Origin of the sequence: Rhodoferax koreense, from assembly GCF_001955695.1 — a bacterium.
Lineage (GTDB): Bacteria > Pseudomonadota > Gammaproteobacteria > Burkholderiales > Burkholderiaceae_C > Rhodoferax_B > Rhodoferax_B koreensis.
On sequence record NZ_CP019236.1, the window covers coordinates 2,243,160 to 2,257,501 of the forward strand.

Below are 14,342 nucleotides of genomic sequence, written 5' to 3' on the forward strand. Positions count from 1 at the left end.
CGTTGGCGGGCGCCACCGATGTGTTTACCATCGACTCCTCTCATGACCATGAATCCCTTGCTCAAACTACCCAACCTGGTGATGGTCGCTGTGCTCGCGCTGGCCTGTGGCCCGGCCGCGGCCGCCACGCTGGAGGGCGCGCGTTTCGACGACACCGTGCGCCTGGCCGGCAGTGACCTGCGGCTCAACGGCCTGGGGCTGCGCGCCGTATCCATCCTCAAGGGCTATGTGGCCGGTCTGTACCTGACGCAGAAGGCTGGCACCGGCGAGGAGGCAATGGCCGCACCCGGCCCGAAGCGGGTGCAGATGCGCCTGTTGATCGACGCGCCGCCACAGGTGTTCAACAAGGCGCTGGTTTCGGGCATCCGCAAGAACGCCAGCGAGGCCGAACTGGCGGCGCTGCGTGAGCGGATCGACCTGTTCGAGAGCATGATCGATGCGGCCGGCACGCTGCGCCAGGGGGATACCGTCGACCTCGACTACGAACCGGCCCGCGGCATGACGCTGGCGGTCAACGGCAAGGCCCAGCCCGCCGTGGTGCCGGGTGCCGATTTCTACAACGCGGTGCTGGGGATTTTCGTGGGGCCGCGTCCGGTGGATGCGAAATTGAAAAGCGGCCTGTTGGGCCAGTGAATGAGTTGGTCAGTGTTTTTTTTCTGAATGGAGAATCTCTCAACATGCAACGCCGTACCATTTTTGCCTTGAGCCTGCTGGCCGCTGCCGGCTCCGCCCTGGCCCAGGGTTACCCCAGCAAGGTCATCCGTCTGCAGGTGCCGTTCGCCCCCGGCGGCACCACCGACATCATTGCCCGGGTGATTGCCGAGCCGCTGGGCCGTGTGCTCGGCCAGAGCGTGATCGTCGAGAACAAGGCCGGCGGCGGCGGTGTGGTCGGCGCCACGGAGACCGCGCGCATGCCGCCGGACGGCTATGTGCTGGGCATCGCCACGGTGTCGACGGTGGCGGCCAATCCGGCGATCAATCCGAAGATTCCGTACAACCCGCTGACCGATTTCACGCCGATCATCAACATTGCGGCCACGCCCAACATCATCGCGGTGAATCCGAGCTTTCCCGCCAAGGACTACAAGACCTTCGTGGCCGAACTGAAGAAGGCGCCCGGCAAGTATTCGTTCTCTTCGTCGGGCACGGGCGGCATCGGCCACCTGCAGATGGAGCTCTACAAAAGCATGACGGGCACCTTCGTCACGCACATCCCCTACCGCGGCGCTGGCCCGGCGCTGAACGACACCGTGGCCGGCCAGGTGCCGATGATTTTCGACAACCTGCCGTCCGCGTTGCCTTTCATCAACACCAACCGCCTGGTGCCGATCGTCGTCGCCGCGCCCACGCGGCTGGCCGCGCTGCCCAATGTGCCGACCTTCAAGGAAGTCGGCCTCGAGCCCGTGAACCGCATGGCGTTCTACGGCATCTATGGCCCGAAAGGCCTGCCCAAGGAAGTCGTCGACAAGATCAACGCGGGCGTGCGCAAGGCGCTGGAAGATCCCGCGGTGCGCAAGCGCATCGAGGACACGGGTTCGCTGATCGTGGCCAACACACCCGAGCAGTTCGCCGAGCAGATCAAGGCCGAATACGAGGTGTACAAGAAGGTCGTCACCGACGCCAAGCTGACGCTGGACTGATACCCTTCCCACGCCACACCAGCCGCCCGTGGGGCGGCTTTCTTTTTGCAGCGACCGCCTTTCATCCATGCATGCCGACAGCCAAGCCCGAATCGACAGTTTCATCGACGCCATCTGGCTCGAGGAGGGGCTGGCGAAGAACACGCTCAGCGCCTACCGCCGCGATCTGAGCCTCTATGCCGATTGGCTGGCTGGCCGGCAGCGGGCGCTGGACCAGACCGCCGAGGCCGACCTGCAGGCCTATTTCGCAGCCCGCCATGCCGGCACCAAGGCGACCTCGGCGAATCGCCGGCTCACGGTGTTCAAGCGCTACTTCCGCTGGGCGCTGCGCGAACGCGCGATCCAGGTCGACCCGACGCTCAAGCTGCAGGCCGCGCACCAGGCGCTGCGCGTGCCCAAGACCCTGACCGAGGCGCAGGTCGAGGCCTTGCTCGGCGCACCTGACGTGGGCGACACGCTCGGCCTGCGCGACCGCACCATGCTCGAACTGATGTACGCCAGTGGCCTGCGCGTGAGCGAACTGGTGCAGCTCAAGACCTTCCACCTGAGCCTGGCCGACGGTGTGCTGCGCATCATGGGCAAGGGCAGCAAGGAGCGGCTCGTGCCGTTTGGCGAAGTCGCGCGCGAGTGGCTGGACCGCTACATGGCGGAGAGCCGCCCGGCGATCCTGGCCGGCAAGCAGACCGACGACCTGTTCGTCACGCACCGCGGCAGCAAGGCCGGCAAGGCCATGTCGCGCGTGATGTTCTGGATGATCGTCAAGAAACACGCCACGGCGGCAGGCATCCACGTCGCCCTGTCGCCCCACACCCTGCGCCATGCCTTTGCCACCCACCTGCTGAACCACGGCGCGGACTTGCGCGCGGTGCAGATGCTGCTCGGCCACGCGGACATTTCAACGACGACGATCTACACCCATGTGGCCCGGGAGCGGCTGCATGCGCTGCACCGGCAGCACCATCCGCGCGGTTGAGACCTACTCCCCGAAGCTTTCAGCCCATGTGAGGGCTTGCAGATGCGCCCAGTTCACCTGCTTGTTCGACAGGTGCAGTGCGTTCGCGGTGCGCGCAAACACCTCGTCGTTGCCGCTTTCGCAGGCCTCGGTGAGTTCGAGGAATGGCGCGAAGACGCCGGTGCGGCGCAGCAGCGCGTCGAGCACGGGCTGGGGCAGGGCCATGGATTCGAGGGCCTTGTCCAGCGGCACGCCGAGCATGGTGTCGAGCAGCGAGAACACACCCACGACGAAGGCGTTGTCACATTCTTCCTGGGACAGCAGTTCGGCCGCAAGCAACTCCATCAGCCGCCCGCGCACCACCGCGGTCTGGCCCACGGCCGGCGGCGCGCCGCCGTTGCGCGAGGTGGTCATCAGCAGCGCGGCCCAGCGGAACAGCTTCTTCAGGCCCAGGATCATCACCGCGTGGCGGAAAGAGGTGATCTCGCAGCTGAGGCCGAAACCCGAGGAGTTGATGAAACGCAGCAGGTTGAACGACAGCGTCGGGTCCTTCTTCAGCAAGTCCTCGATTTCGGCGGTGGTGGCCTGCTTGCGCACCAGGTTGATCAGCTGCAGGATGGTGGCCTGCGAGGGGCGGATGGTCTGCGCCTTCACCAGCGAGGGTTTGGCGAACCAGTAGCCCTGGAACAACTTGATGCCGTAGCTGGCGAGCAACTGGTGCTGTTCCGAGGTTTCGACCTTTTCCGCGATGAGCTGTGCCGTGGTGTTGGCCTGCGCGAAGCGCACGAAGGGCTGCACCATCTCGGGCTTGAGCGCCATCATGTCGAGCTTGACGAAGGAGGCCAGCGTGCGCCAGGAGGCGTAGCCGCGCGTGAGCACCGTGTGGTTGAAGGCGAAGCGGAAACCGCGCTTGCGCAGATCCTCGAGCAGCACGGCGCGGGCTTCGATGTCCTCGGGCACGTTGCCCGGGATCGGCGGGACTTCGAGCACCACCTTGTCCGGATGCACCAGTTCCAGGTGGCCGCCGGCCAGGCTGTCGTGGGTGCAGTTGATGAAGACCAGCTTCTTGCTGACCAGCGACTCGGCGTCTGCGAAGGACAGGGCGTTGAACAGCAGGGCTGCATCGCTTTCGGCGGTGTGGGTCTCAATGGTGCGCGAGCGGTCGAACAGCTCGTAGCCGAACACTGCCCGATTTTCGTCCACGATCGCCTGGCGTGCGATGACGGCCTGATTCTCCGTTTCCGCCTCGAGGGACTGGCGCACGGACTGAAGTTGGTCGGGAATGGTGGACATGGCGTTGGCGGGAACGGTGGGGCAGGAAGCGTCGGAGCGATGGTTTCATTCTAGAGAAGAACGGCCACGCGGGGGCGATTCGTGCGAGATACCGGCTGAATTGACGCAGTAACCGCGTGTAGCTCCCGGCAACTCCTGCAAGCGCAGCGTCGGCGGCCGCTTCAGGCACCCAGTTCGTCGGCCCAGGCCAGCGCATCCATGTGCGCCATGTTGATCTGGTGGTTGCTGAACGGCAAAACGGCGGCCGCCGCGGCAAAGGCGGCATCGTCCTCGCCTTCGCAGGCCTTGGTCAGGGCCAGCAGCGGGCCGAACGGGCCGCTGCCGTGTTCCAGCGCCTCCACCACGGCCGGTGGCAACGACAGCAACTGCAGCGCCTCGGGCAGCGGGATGCCGAGCATGGTGTCGAGCAGCGAGAAGATGCCGACGACGAAAGCGCTGTCGCGGTCTTCGGCCGACATGTTCTCCGCGGCCAGCAGTTCCATCATGCGCCCGCGGACCACCGCCATGCTGCCGACCGCGGGCGGCGTGCCGTTGGCCTTGGAGGTGCTCAGCAGCAGCGCGGCCCAGCGGAACAGCTTCTTGAGGCCGAGCAGCATCACCGCCTGGCGGAACGAGGTGATTTCCTGGTTCAACCCGAAGCCGGAGGAGTTGATCAACCGCATGAGGTTGAAGCCGAGCATCGCGTCCTTCTTGAGGACTTCCTCGATTTCGTCGGTGCTGGCCTGGTTGCGCACCAGGTTGATCAGCTGCAGCACGTGCGCCTGGGACGGACTCACCACGCGGGCCTTGACGATGGTCGGCTGGGCGAACCAGTAGCCCTGGAATAGCGTCGCGCCGTAGCTGGCCAGGGCGCTGAACTGCTCGGCGGTCTCCACCTTCTCGGCCACCACCTGGGCCTGCGGCACCCGCTTGTGCGCAGCGGCGACGATCACCTGCAACTGCTCCGGTTTGAGCGCGGCCAGGTCGAGCTTCACGAAGTCGGCGAGCGGCTGCCAGGCGGCGTAGGCCGGCGCCAGGATGGTGTGGTTGAAGGCCAGCCGGAAGCCGCGCCGACGCAGCTCGGCCAGCACCAACGAGCGGTTCTGGATGTCCTGCACGCCATGCCCCGGCTCCGGCTGGATTTCCAGCACCACCTTGTCGGGCTGGATCAGGTCGAGGTGGCCGCCGGCCAGGCTGTTGTGCGTGCAGTTGATGAAGATGGTGAGCTTGCCCACCAGGGATTCGTTGCCGGTATGGGTCAGCGCGTTGAAGATCATCGCGATGTCGCTGGCCGGGGTGTGCGCGTCGACCGCGGTCGAGCGATCAAAGAGTTCGTAGGCGACCACCTCGCGCCGCGCATCGACGATGGGCTGGCGTGCGATCAGCACGAAGTTGCCGGGACCGGCGGGGGCGGATGCGGCTGCGGAGTCAGGAGATGGCATGGGCGGGCGGCTGAGCGATACCGGATGTTATCGCACCGTGCGGGCCGTTCCGTCTGTCGGCTCCGAGGCTCGCTGCTGCCCCTGCCGTCTCAGAAACTGGTCCAGTCGTCGGTGCCGGTGCTCCCCGGCTGCGCGGCCTGGGCGGTGGCTGGCGCCTCGGCCGCGGGCTGCAGGCGCGAGACGTTGGTCGCACGCTGCGGGCTGCGGCGGTCGGTGCCGACAAGGGACGTGCTCCTGGCTGCGGAACGCACGGCCACCGGCGCGGCCACGGCCTGGACCGGCGCACGCACCTGGCCTTGCGCCTGCGCCGCGAGTTGGAACACCGAAACGGCCTGTACCAGTTGTTCGGCCTGAGTCTTCAGGCTGGCTGCGGCGGCGGCGCTTTGTTCCACCAGCGCGGCGTTCTGCTGCGTGGCCTGGTCCATCTGGTTCACCGCGTCGCCGACCTGGGCCACGCTGGTGCTCTGCTCGCTGCTGGCGGTGCTGATCTCGCGCATGATGTCCGAAACACGTTTCACCGAGGCCACGATCTCCTGCATGGTGCTGCCGGCGCGGTCGACCAGAGCCGTGCCCTTTTCCACGCGTTCGACACTCGCCGTGATCAGCGTCTTGATCTCCTTGGCCGCCTGGGCGCTGCGTTGCGCCAGGCTGCGCACTTCGCTGGCCACCACCGAGAAGCCGCGGCCCTGTTCACCCGCACGCGCCGCTTCCACGGCCGCGTTCAACGCCAGGATGTTGGTCTGGAACGCGATGCTGTCGATCACGCTGATGATGTCGGCGATCTGGCGCGAGCTGTCGTTGATGCCCTTCATGGTCTCGACCACCTGGCCGACCACGTCGCCACCCTTGGTCGCCACCGTGGACGCCGCCGCCGCCAGTTCACCGGCCTGGCGCGCGCTGTCGGCGTTGTTGGCCACCGTGCCGCCGAGTTGCGCCATGGATGCCGCGGTCTGCTGCAAGGCCGCTGCCTGCTGCTCGGTGCGCATGCTGAGGTCGCTGTTGCCCTGCGCGATTTCCGAACTCGCCACCGACACGCTGTCGGCATTGCCGCGCACCGCGCTCACCGTGCTCACCAGGCTCTGCTGCATGCGCTGCAGCCCGGCCAGCAGGCGGCCGGTCTCGTCGGTGGCCGTGGCTTCGATCTCCACGCTGAGGTCGCCGGCAGCAATGCGGTCGGTGGCCGCCACGGCGCGGTTCAAAGGCCCGGTGATGCTCTGCGTGATACCCCAGCCGGCCAGGATGGCGGCGGCCACGGCCAGCAGGCACAGCGAAGCGAGCAGATTGCGCTGGCGCTCGTAGTCGACCAGCGCCTGCTGCTGCAGGGCCTGAGTGCGGCCTTCGGTGAAGCGGGCGTAGGCGCTGGTCGCCCGGACCAATGCCGCTAGCAGTGGCCGGCATTCGTCGTTCATGCGGGAGATGGCCTGCTCGCGCCTGCCGCTGAGTGCCAGGTCGACGATGGCCAGCGCCACCGGCCCGTAGGCCTGTTCGACCTTGCCGATGTCGGCGACCAGCGTGCGCGCCTGGTCGGACACGTCGGCGCCGGTGGCGATCATGCCCTCGAGTTGGGCCAGCCTGGCCTGCACGTCTTTGTGCGCGGCCAGCACCGCGGCTTTCTCGGAGGCCAGGTCGGCGTCCTTGGTGACCAGCACCAGGTTGCGGGCGGCGATGGCGCGGTCGTCCACCGCCGCGCGCACATGCGCGGCCACCGTGGCGCGCGCATTGGTCCCATCGGTGTAGCTGGTGAAGCGTGCGTTGGCATCGGCCAAAGCATAGAGCCCGAGCGCGGCCACGGTCGCCGCGGCCGCGGCCAGGCCGCCAAAGGCCAGGTTCAATCTGGTGCGGATGTGCATTGGAAATCCTCTTCCTTGTGCCACTGTCAACAGGCCTATCGGGCCTCGGCCTTGGTGCTTCACTGGAAACATCCGACGCCGTAAGTCAGGTTGATCAAAAATCAATGTGTAAATTGTGTCACATTTGGTGATTAATGTCACATTTTGCGTGACACGGTTGACCTTGAATCCGGACAGCGTTTTTCCGCGTACTGGCGGACAATCCTTCAGATATCACCATGTCCTCCTTTGCACCAGACACTCGAACCACCCGTCGGCGCAGCCTTCTGGGCGCCGCCATGGCCACGTTGCTGAGCGGGTGCTCGGCCACCGCTGCGCTTGACAAACTGGTTTCCCATCGCAGTTACACCAGCGATCCTGGCCTGGCCTTCGGCCCCGATCCGCGCCAGCGGCTCGACGTCTACCAGCCCAACGGCACGCCGCCGCCGGGCGGTGCGCCCGTGGTGCTGTTTTTTTATGGCGGTAACTGGACCCGCGGGGAACGTGCCGACTACCGCTTCGTCGGCGAGGCGCTGGCCGCCAACGGCATCGTCGCGGTGGTGGCCGACTACCGGCTCAGCCCGCAGGTGCGGTATGGCGACATGCTGCGCGACGGCGCGCTGGCCCTGCAGTGGACGCTGGCCCATGCACGCGACTACGGGGGCGAACCGGCACGTGTCATGCTGATGGGCCACTCCGCCGGCGCCTACAACGCGGCCATGCTGGCGCTCGATCCGCGCTGGCTGGGGGAAGTCGGCCTCGCGCCGGGCCGGCTCGCGGGCTGGATCGGCCTGGCCGGCCCCTACGATTTCCTGCCGATCGTCGATCCCGAGGTCAAGGTGGCGTTCGGCTTTCCCGGTACGCCGGCGGATTCGCAGCCGATCAACCACGCCATGGCCAGGGCGCCGCGCACCTTGCTGATCGCCGGCAGTGCCGACACCGTGGTCGATCCGCGGCGCAACACCGAAGGCCTGGCGCGTCGGCTGCGTGCTTCGGGCACCGAGGTAGAGGTGCGCATCATCGAAGGCATCGGCCATGTGCGCACCGTGGCCGCGCTGGCTCGGCCGCTGGACTGGCTGGCGCCGGTGTTGCCTCCGGTGCTGGCCTTCGTGCGTGGCGAGGCCTTGCCGCCAGGCTGATCAAGCGCCGTCAGAGGGTTGGTTCAGGGCCGCGAGTTCGGCCTCTTCGAAGCCGGCCGCGCGCCGTGCTTCGAGATTGAACGGCGCACGCGGCCGCGGCGCCTCGTAGCGCGCGGCCAGGCCCGGGTAGATGGCCACGGGGTCGAGCCCCTGTCGGGCGCATTCGACGCGGTACCAGTGGTTGCCGATGGCCACGTGGCCGATCTCGTCGCGCAGGATGATGGCGAGGATGTCACCGGCGCGGTGGTCGCCGGCGCCGATGAGCTTGGCCCGCACCGGCGGCGACGCGTCGAGCCCGCGCGCCTCCAGCGTACGCGGCACCAGCGCCAGCCGCGCCAGAAGATCGTGCTTCGTGCGTTCGGCCATGTCCCAGAGCCCGGTGTGCGCCGGGAAGTCGCCGTAAGCGTGGCCGAGCCCGTGCAGATGGTCGCGCAGCAGTTCGAAATGCAGGGCTTCCTCGTTGGCCACCCGGAGCCAGTCGGCGTAGAACGCGGGTGGCATGCCGGGAAAGCGCCAGCAGATGTCCAGCGCCAGGTCGATGGCGTTGAGTTCGATGTGGGCCAGCGAATGGATCAACACGGCCCGGCCTTCCGGGGTGTGCAGCGACTGTTTCCTGAACTGCAGCTTGGCGAACAGTTCGGGCCGGTCGGGCCGGCCGGGAATGCCCGGCGGCTCGGCCAGGGCTTCGTGCGTGTCGACGTGGCCCGCCGCGTCGAGCGCGCGCGCACCGGCGGCTTTGCGGTCAGGGTCGCGCTCGCGCAGCAGCGCGAGGCATTGTTGGCGCAGGGAGGTCATGGCGGCATCCTAGGTCATCCCTACCTACAATCGTGCCAACCCCATCGAACAGGCACCCAGGAGATCGACACATGGCCATCTACGAACTCGACGGCAAAGCCCCGACGCTCGCGCCCACGGCCTGGGTGGCCGACAGCGCCGAAGTCATCGGCGAGGTGAGCCTGGCGGAGGACAGCAGCGTCTGGTTCGGCGTGGTGATCCGTGGCGACAACCACCTGATCAGCATCGGCCGCGGCAGCAACGTGCAGGACCTGAGCGTGCTGCACACCGACGCGGGCGTGCCGCTGGTCATCGGCGAGAACGTCACCATCGGCCACCAGGTGATGCTGCACGGCTGCACCATCGGCGACGAGACGCTGATCGGCATCGGCTCGGTGGTGCTCAACGGCGCGCGCATCGGCAAGAATTGCCTGGTCGGCGCGGGTTCGCTGGTCACCGAGGGCAAGGAATTTCCAGACGGCTCGATGATCCTCGGCAGCCCGGCCAAGGTGGTGCGCCAGCTCACGCCCGAGCAGATCGCCGGCTTCAAGCGCAGCGCGCAGCACTACATCGACAACGCGCGGCGTTACCGCAGCGGGTTGAAAAAAGTCGGTTGAGCCGCACTTCATCTGTTTATCAAGGTCCATGCGTGTCCGAACTCCATAAATTTCTCTTCGACGGCCTGCCGGTGCGCGGCTCCATCGTACGGCTCACCGATGCCTGGCAGGAGATTCTGCGCCGTCGTGCGTCGAACACCACCGTGGGCGCCTATCCGACGCCGGTGGCCGAACTGCTGGGCGAGATGACGGCGGCCGCGGCGCTGATGCAGTCCAACATCAAGTTCGACGGCGCGCTGGTGCTGCAGGTGTTCGGCGACGGCCCGGTCAAGCTGGCCGTGGTCGAGGTGCAGCCCGACCTGAGCCTGCGCGCCACCGCCAGTGTGATGGGCGAGGTGGCGGCCGACGCCACGCTCTCCCAGATGGTCAATGTGACCAACCAGGGCCGCTGCGCGATCACGCTCGACCCCAAGACCAAGTTCCCCGGCCAGCAGCCCTACCAGGGCGTGGTGCCGCTGTTCGGTGACCAGCGCGAGAAGCTCGAGAAAGTCAGCGACGTGTTGCAGCACTACATGCTGCAGAGCGAACAGCTCGACACCTTGCTGGTGCTGGCCGCCGACGACAAGGTGGCTGCCGGCCTGCTGATCCAGCGTTTGCCGGCCAAGGGCGAGGCGAACCTGGCCGGCGGCCGCCAGGCCGACGAGGATGAGATCGGCGTCAACGAACACTACAACCGCATCGCGCACCTGGCGTCCACGCTGAAGCGCGAGGAACTGCTGACGCTGGACGTCGACACCATCCTGCGCCGCCTTTTCTGGGAAGAGCAGGTGCTGATGTTCGCGCCCTATGCCGGCGAAACGGCGCCCAGGTTCCACTGCACCTGCAGCCGCGAACGCGTGGGCAACATGATCCAGAGCCTGGGCCGCGACGAAGTGGAAGGCATTCTGTCCGAACGCGCCGAAGTCGAGGTCGGCTGCGAGTTCTGCGGCCAGCAGTACCGCTTCGACGCGGTGGATGCCGCGCAGCTTTTCGTGAAGCCGGACGCGACGCTGCCGGGGCCTTCCAGCGTTCAGTAGGACGCGCGGCGCATCAACACGTCGCGCCGCCGTTCGTAGACCAGGATGAAGCTGGCGGCCCGTGCGTGCAGCAGCCGGTATTTCTCGACAGCGCGGTTGATCAGCCGCATGGCCTCGGCCTCCAGGCCGAATTCGATCGGCAGGCCCCAACTGTGACGCCTCAAATCGCCACATTTGACGCCGAGCTTGGCAAACGCCTTCTCAGCCTCGGCACCCAGCCTTTGATGCGAGCCGTTGAGGCCGCGAAACCTTGGCGCCTGCTTGGCTTCGCGCGCCAGGTCTTCGAGCGTCTGCTCGGCGGTGCGGGCCAGCGTGATGACCTCGCCGTATTCGCGCACCTCCAGGAACAGCGCGATGGCCACGCGCAGCTGCGACACGGCGGTTTCGAGTTGAGGCGGGGGAGGGTGTTGCATGGTGGGACTCCTCAGTCGATGTGGCGTGCGGCGTGTTCGGCGATGGCGCCGGCGGTGGTGATCCAGCAGTGCTCGCGCTGCGCGGCAATGTGCGCCAGCGCGCGGCGCAGGTGGCGGATGCGGTGCGGCTGGCCGGCGATCATGGAATGCAGCGAGATACCCATCACCAGCGGCTGTTCGCGTGCCTGCAGGCGCATCTCCTCGAACTGGTCGATCACCATGTCGGCGAAATCTCGCGCCCCCATGTGCCGGCCGATGATGGCCGCGCTGTCGTTGAGCTCCTGCGGATAGGGCACCGACAGGATGCGGCCGCCGTCGCGCGTGGCCAACCATACGGGCTGGTCGTCCATGCACCAGTCCAGCACGTAGCCGTAGCCAGCCTCCCGCAGCAGGTCGGGGGTGATGGCTGTCTCGGCGATCCATGGGCTGAGCCAGCCTCCGGGGTGGCGGCCCTCATGCCCGGCGATGGTGCGCGTGACTTCGTCGATCAGCGCGCGCTCGCCGTCTTCGGGCAGGTCGGCCTGGTGCTCGGAGTTCGTGCGGCCATGCGCGGCGAAGTCGGCGCCATGCGCCCGGAAGGCCGCCAGCAGCGGGCCGCAGGTTTCGTACAGCGCGGAATTGACGAGCAGCGACAGCGGCAGTGCCAGCGACTTGAACAACTCGAGCAGGCGCCACGCGCCGACACGGTTGCCGTATTCGCGCCAGCTGTTGTTGAGCACGTCCGGCCCGGGAATGCCGGGCACCAGGTCCTCCACCAGGCCTTCGCCGAACGCGTATTGCTCGAGATTCAGCGCCACATAGACCGCCAGCCCGCGTCCTTCGGGCCAGGCGAACGGCGCGCGGCGTGTGATGGGACTGTCGGCATAGCGGGCGTGATGGCGCAGCGGGAAGTTGGCGAGTGGCATGTCAAATCCTATAAAGCATGCAATGTTTTATAGAATGGCATGCAATCTTGATGCCAGGGTTGCTGAAGGGTTGAGTCGTCAATTGGCGCGATGGTGACTCGGATTGGTGCGTCGGGCTGCCCGTGGCTGGTGCATGGAATGCCATTCGTGGATCGATTGGCGACTATGCATAATCGGATGCAATGCGCGCTCGAGGTCGACTCCACGGCCGCGGGCATCTTCCCTACAGGTGAACCACGATGCCAACCCCAGCGGCCAAGACGACGATCCGAAAACCACGCACGGTCACGGCGAAAACGGCCACCGAAGTGGCGTTGAGCGTCGACCAGATCCATGAGCGCATCCTCACCGCCATCCTCGAACACCGGCTGCCGCCGGGCACGCAACTCGTGGAGCACCGGCTGGCCGAATTGTTCGAGGTCAGCCGCACCAAGATCCGCGAGGCCATCGGCCGGCTGGTGCACGACCGCATCGCCACAAATTTCCCCAACCGCGGCGCGTTCATTACCAGCCCCACGCCGGAGGAGGCGCGCGAGGTGTTCGCCACACGCCGGCTCATCGAGCCCGAACTCGCGCGCCTGGCCGCCCGCCAGGCCACGGCGCGCCAGATCGCCACGCTGCGCAGCCATGTGGCGCGCGAGGCAAGGGCCCGCGCGGGCAGCAACCCCTATGCGCTGATGCCCTTGACCGGCGAATTCCATCTGCTGATCGCCGAGATCGCCGGCAACGGCTTCCTCGCGCGCACGCTGCGCGAACTCGAGTCGCTGACCTGCCTGAGCATCATCCTCTACGACGCGCCGGGTAGTGAAAGCTGTCCGCAGGACGAACACGAACGCCTGCTGGCAGCCATCGAGGCGCGCGACACCGAGGGCGCGGCGGCGCTGATGCTGCACCATTTGGCGCACATCGAACGCGGGCTGAAGCTGGCGCCGCGCATCGAGGAATCGCGGTCGCTGGAGGACGCGTTCCGTTAGCTTGCCGGCGGCTTGGTGAGCCGGCTGAACAGCCGGTGTTCACAGGCCGGGTCGCTGCACTTGTCGCAGGTCCAGACCCAGCGCTCGGCGCCGGCCTCGGGGCTGGCCGGATCCCGCGAGGCGGGGGAGGGCAGCAGTTGGCAGGCCTGTAATGCGTTGTGCAGCCGCTCGTCGCCGCTGCCGTAGATCACCTTGTAGGGCACGTCGCCCTGCGCCAGCTTGCCGCGCAGCAGGGCATCGATCGGCGCGCGCACCTGGGGGCCGTCGCGCTGCAGGCCGTCGGCCACCCAGGGCAGGTCCAGGCCGGTGACCAGGGTGTGGATGTAGGTCTGCTGATGGGCCAACGCCATGGCGTAGAGCGAATCGTCGCCGAACAGCCAGTCGCTGTAGATCGCGGTCATCAGCGGCGTGGTGTCGGCGATGACGAAGCCTGGCGATGCCGAGGGCTCGCCGGCCAGTTGCGCGACGGCCTGGCGCACGTGGCTGGCCTGGGTCTGGGCGATGCCGGCCTGCTCGTCGGGCCGCGGCGTGCGGCCGTGCTGGTCACACCAGGTGCGCAGCCATTCGGCCACCGTCGCCACGCGGTGCCCGCGCGCGGCCAAGGCTCTGGACATCGCCTGGGTGAGCCAGGTTTTTCCCGTGCTTTCGGTACCCAGCAGCGCGATGGTGACGACGTCGCTCATGCAGCCGCCCCCTGCTGCACCGCGCGGTCGCGCCAGGCGCGCCAGCCGGCCACGCTGAGGACGATGAAAAGGGTATAGAGCACGGCGGTGAGCCACAGCCCCTTGTACGCGAACAGGCCGACGCTCACCGTGTTTACCGCGATCCAGGCCAGCCAGTTCTCGATGTACTTGCGGCCCAGCAGGTATTGGCCCACCAGGCTGACAGCGGTCGGGAACGCGTCCCACCAGGGGACGTCGGTATTGGTGAAATTTTGAAGAATCAGGCCCGTGACGGGCCACAGCACGGCGCAGGCAGCTAGCGTTTTGAGAGCACCCATGCCTGGCAAGTATTGCACGTGCAGACTGCTGCCGCCCGCCCGATGGCCCCGCAGCCACTGCCACCAGCCCCAGAAAGCCAGGACGACGAAGACGCCCTGCAGCGCCGCATCGCCATACAGCCGGTTGCGCCAGAACAGTTCGCCATACAGCAGCGAACTGAGGATGGCCAGCGGCCAGCCCCAATGGATTTCTCGGATGTTGCACAACACCATGGCCAGCGCCAACACCACGGCAACGAGTTCCAGCCAGGTGGTGGGCGCGCCCCAGAGCGTGAAAGCGGTTTGCTCCGCCAGCGCCCACAAGGTGTTCCACACATCGGTCATCTTGGCGTTTCGAGGGTGGTGCTTCGACAAGCTCAGCACGAACGG

General features: G+C 67.0%; 15 protein-coding genes. 7 read left to right on the forward strand and 8 right to left on the reverse strand.

Annotated elements, in window-relative coordinates:
- The first annotated feature begins 48 nt into the window (after positions 1-48).
- The 3 genes from RD110_RS10530 to xerD all read left to right on the forward strand — a co-directional run bounded on the left by RD110_RS10530 (position 49) and on the right by xerD (position 2,613).
- Complete coding sequence (locus RD110_RS10530; protein ID WP_157900128.1) at positions 49-633, forward strand: chalcone isomerase family protein; 585 nt, start codon at positions 49-51, stop codon at positions 631-633.
- A 44-nt stretch (positions 634-677) separates the two neighbouring features.
- Positions 678-1,640 carry a tripartite tricarboxylate transporter substrate binding protein BugE gene (locus tag RD110_RS10535; protein WP_076199207.1) on the forward strand — a complete coding sequence of 321 codons (963 nt, stop codon included), beginning with the start codon at positions 678-680 and terminating at the stop codon, positions 1,638-1,640.
- Positions 1,641-1,707: 67 nt separating this feature from the next.
- Positions 1,708-2,613 carry a site-specific tyrosine recombinase XerD gene (gene xerD / locus RD110_RS10540; RefSeq protein ID WP_076199209.1) on the forward strand — a complete coding sequence of 302 codons (906 nt, stop codon included), beginning with the start codon at positions 1,708-1,710 and terminating at the stop codon, positions 2,611-2,613.
- Positions 2,614-2,616: 3 nt separating this feature from the next.
- On the opposite strand, the gene RD110_RS10545 is transcribed toward xerD, so the two are convergent.
- The 3 genes from RD110_RS10545 to RD110_RS10555 form a co-directional block, all read right to left on the reverse strand.
- Positions 2,617-3,885, reverse strand: coding sequence for an EAL and HDOD domain-containing protein (locus tag RD110_RS10545; protein ID WP_076199211.1), 1,269 nt, complete (start codon positions 3,883-3,885; stop codon positions 2,617-2,619).
- A 161-nt stretch (positions 3,886-4,046) separates the two neighbouring features.
- Positions 4,047-5,306, reverse strand: coding sequence for an EAL and HDOD domain-containing protein (locus tag RD110_RS10550; RefSeq protein ID WP_076199213.1), 1,260 nt, complete (start codon positions 5,304-5,306; stop codon positions 4,047-4,049).
- 89 nt (positions 5,307-5,395) lie between these two features.
- Positions 5,396-7,156: a methyl-accepting chemotaxis protein gene (locus RD110_RS10555; protein ID WP_076199215.1), complete on the reverse strand. Its 1,761-nt coding sequence runs from the start codon at positions 7,154-7,156 to the stop codon at positions 5,396-5,398.
- 278 nt (positions 7,157-7,434) lie between these two features.
- Between RD110_RS10555 and RD110_RS10560 the strand changes: the two genes are divergently transcribed.
- Positions 7,435-8,274: an alpha/beta hydrolase gene (locus tag RD110_RS10560; protein ID WP_239467214.1), complete on the forward strand. Its 840-nt coding sequence runs from the start codon at positions 7,435-7,437 to the stop codon at positions 8,272-8,274.
- Here RD110_RS10560 and RD110_RS10565 read toward each other — a convergent pair whose 3' ends face one another.
- A complete protein-coding gene (locus RD110_RS10565; RefSeq protein ID WP_076199219.1) occupies positions 8,275-9,069 on the reverse strand; it encodes a ferritin-like domain-containing protein in 795 nt (264 codons plus the stop codon).
- A 71-nt stretch (positions 9,070-9,140) separates the two neighbouring features.
- Here RD110_RS10565 and RD110_RS10570 point away from each other — a divergent pair, with 71 nt between their 5' ends.
- A complete protein-coding gene (locus tag RD110_RS10570; protein WP_076199221.1) occupies positions 9,141-9,665 on the forward strand; it encodes a gamma carbonic anhydrase family protein in 525 nt (174 codons plus the stop codon).
- 32 nt (positions 9,666-9,697) lie between these two features.
- Positions 9,698-10,681 (forward strand): Hsp33 family molecular chaperone HslO, encoded by a 984-nt coding sequence (gene hslO, locus RD110_RS10575; protein WP_076199234.1) that lies wholly within the window; start codon positions 9,698-9,700, stop codon positions 10,679-10,681.
- Here the strand turns inward: hslO and RD110_RS10580 are convergent.
- Together RD110_RS10580 and RD110_RS10585 are read right to left on the reverse strand one after the other, a co-directional pair.
- Positions 10,675-11,094, reverse strand: coding sequence for a hypothetical protein (locus RD110_RS10580; RefSeq protein WP_157900129.1), 420 nt, complete (start codon positions 11,092-11,094; stop codon positions 10,675-10,677). The genes hslO and RD110_RS10580 overlap by 7 nt on opposite strands.
- 11 nt (positions 11,095-11,105) lie before the next feature.
- Positions 11,106-11,999, reverse strand: coding sequence for a polysaccharide deacetylase family protein (locus tag RD110_RS10585; protein WP_076199238.1), 894 nt, complete (start codon positions 11,997-11,999; stop codon positions 11,106-11,108).
- Between the two features lie 239 nt (positions 12,000-12,238).
- Here RD110_RS10585 and RD110_RS10590 point away from each other — a divergent pair, with 239 nt between their 5' ends.
- Positions 12,239-12,973 carry a GntR family transcriptional regulator gene (locus RD110_RS10590; RefSeq protein ID WP_083686212.1) on the forward strand — a complete coding sequence of 245 codons (735 nt, stop codon included), beginning with the start codon at positions 12,239-12,241 and terminating at the stop codon, positions 12,971-12,973.
- On the opposite strand, the gene RD110_RS10595 is transcribed toward RD110_RS10590, so the two are convergent.
- Together RD110_RS10595 and pnuC are read right to left on the reverse strand one after the other, a co-directional pair.
- Positions 12,970-13,656: an AAA family ATPase gene (locus tag RD110_RS10595; RefSeq protein ID WP_076199240.1), complete on the reverse strand. Its 687-nt coding sequence runs from the start codon at positions 13,654-13,656 to the stop codon at positions 12,970-12,972. The genes RD110_RS10590 and RD110_RS10595 overlap by 4 nt on opposite strands.
- A complete protein-coding gene (pnuC, locus tag RD110_RS10600) occupies positions 13,653-14,297 on the reverse strand; it encodes a nicotinamide riboside transporter PnuC (protein ID WP_076199242.1) in 645 nt (214 codons plus the stop codon). Before pnuC ends, RD110_RS10595 begins: the two co-directional genes overlap by 4 nt.
- Positions 14,298-14,342 lie beyond the last annotated feature (45 nt).

Coding starts and splice junctions, on each gene's coding strand:
- RD110_RS10530 (WP_157900128.1), top strand. CDS start 49: ATGAATCCCTTGCTCAAACTACCCAACCTGGTGATGGTCGCTGTGCTC.
- RD110_RS10535 (WP_076199207.1), top strand. CDS start 678: ATGCAACGCCGTACCATTTTTGCCTTGAGCCTGCTGGCCGCTGCCGGC.
- xerD (WP_076199209.1), top strand. CDS start 1,708: ATGCATGCCGACAGCCAAGCCCGAATCGACAGTTTCATCGACGCCATC.
- RD110_RS10545 (WP_076199211.1), bottom strand. CDS start 3,885: ATGTCCACCATTCCCGACCAACTTCAGTCCGTGCGCCAGTCCCTCGAG.
- RD110_RS10550 (WP_076199213.1), bottom strand. CDS start 5,306: ATGCCATCTCCTGACTCCGCAGCCGCATCCGCCCCCGCCGGTCCCGGC.
- RD110_RS10555 (WP_076199215.1), bottom strand. CDS start 7,156: ATGCACATCCGCACCAGATTGAACCTGGCCTTTGGCGGCCTGGCCGCG.
- RD110_RS10560 (WP_239467214.1), top strand. CDS start 7,435: ATGGCCACGTTGCTGAGCGGGTGCTCGGCCACCGCTGCGCTTGACAAA.
- RD110_RS10565 (WP_076199219.1), bottom strand. CDS start 9,069: ATGACCTCCCTGCGCCAACAATGCCTCGCGCTGCTGCGCGAGCGCGAC.
- RD110_RS10570 (WP_076199221.1), top strand. CDS start 9,141: ATGGCCATCTACGAACTCGACGGCAAAGCCCCGACGCTCGCGCCCACG.
- RD110_RS10580 (WP_157900129.1), bottom strand. CDS start 11,094: ATGCAACACCCTCCCCCGCCTCAACTCGAAACCGCCGTGTCGCAGCTG.
- RD110_RS10585 (WP_076199238.1), bottom strand. CDS start 11,999: ATGCCACTCGCCAACTTCCCGCTGCGCCATCACGCCCGCTATGCCGAC.
- RD110_RS10590 (WP_083686212.1), top strand. CDS start 12,239: ATGCCAACCCCAGCGGCCAAGACGACGATCCGAAAACCACGCACGGTC.
- RD110_RS10595 (WP_076199240.1), bottom strand. CDS start 13,656: ATGAGCGACGTCGTCACCATCGCGCTGCTGGGTACCGAAAGCACGGGA.
- pnuC (WP_076199242.1), bottom strand. CDS start 14,297: ATGACCGATGTGTGGAACACCTTGTGGGCGCTGGCGGAGCAAACCGCT.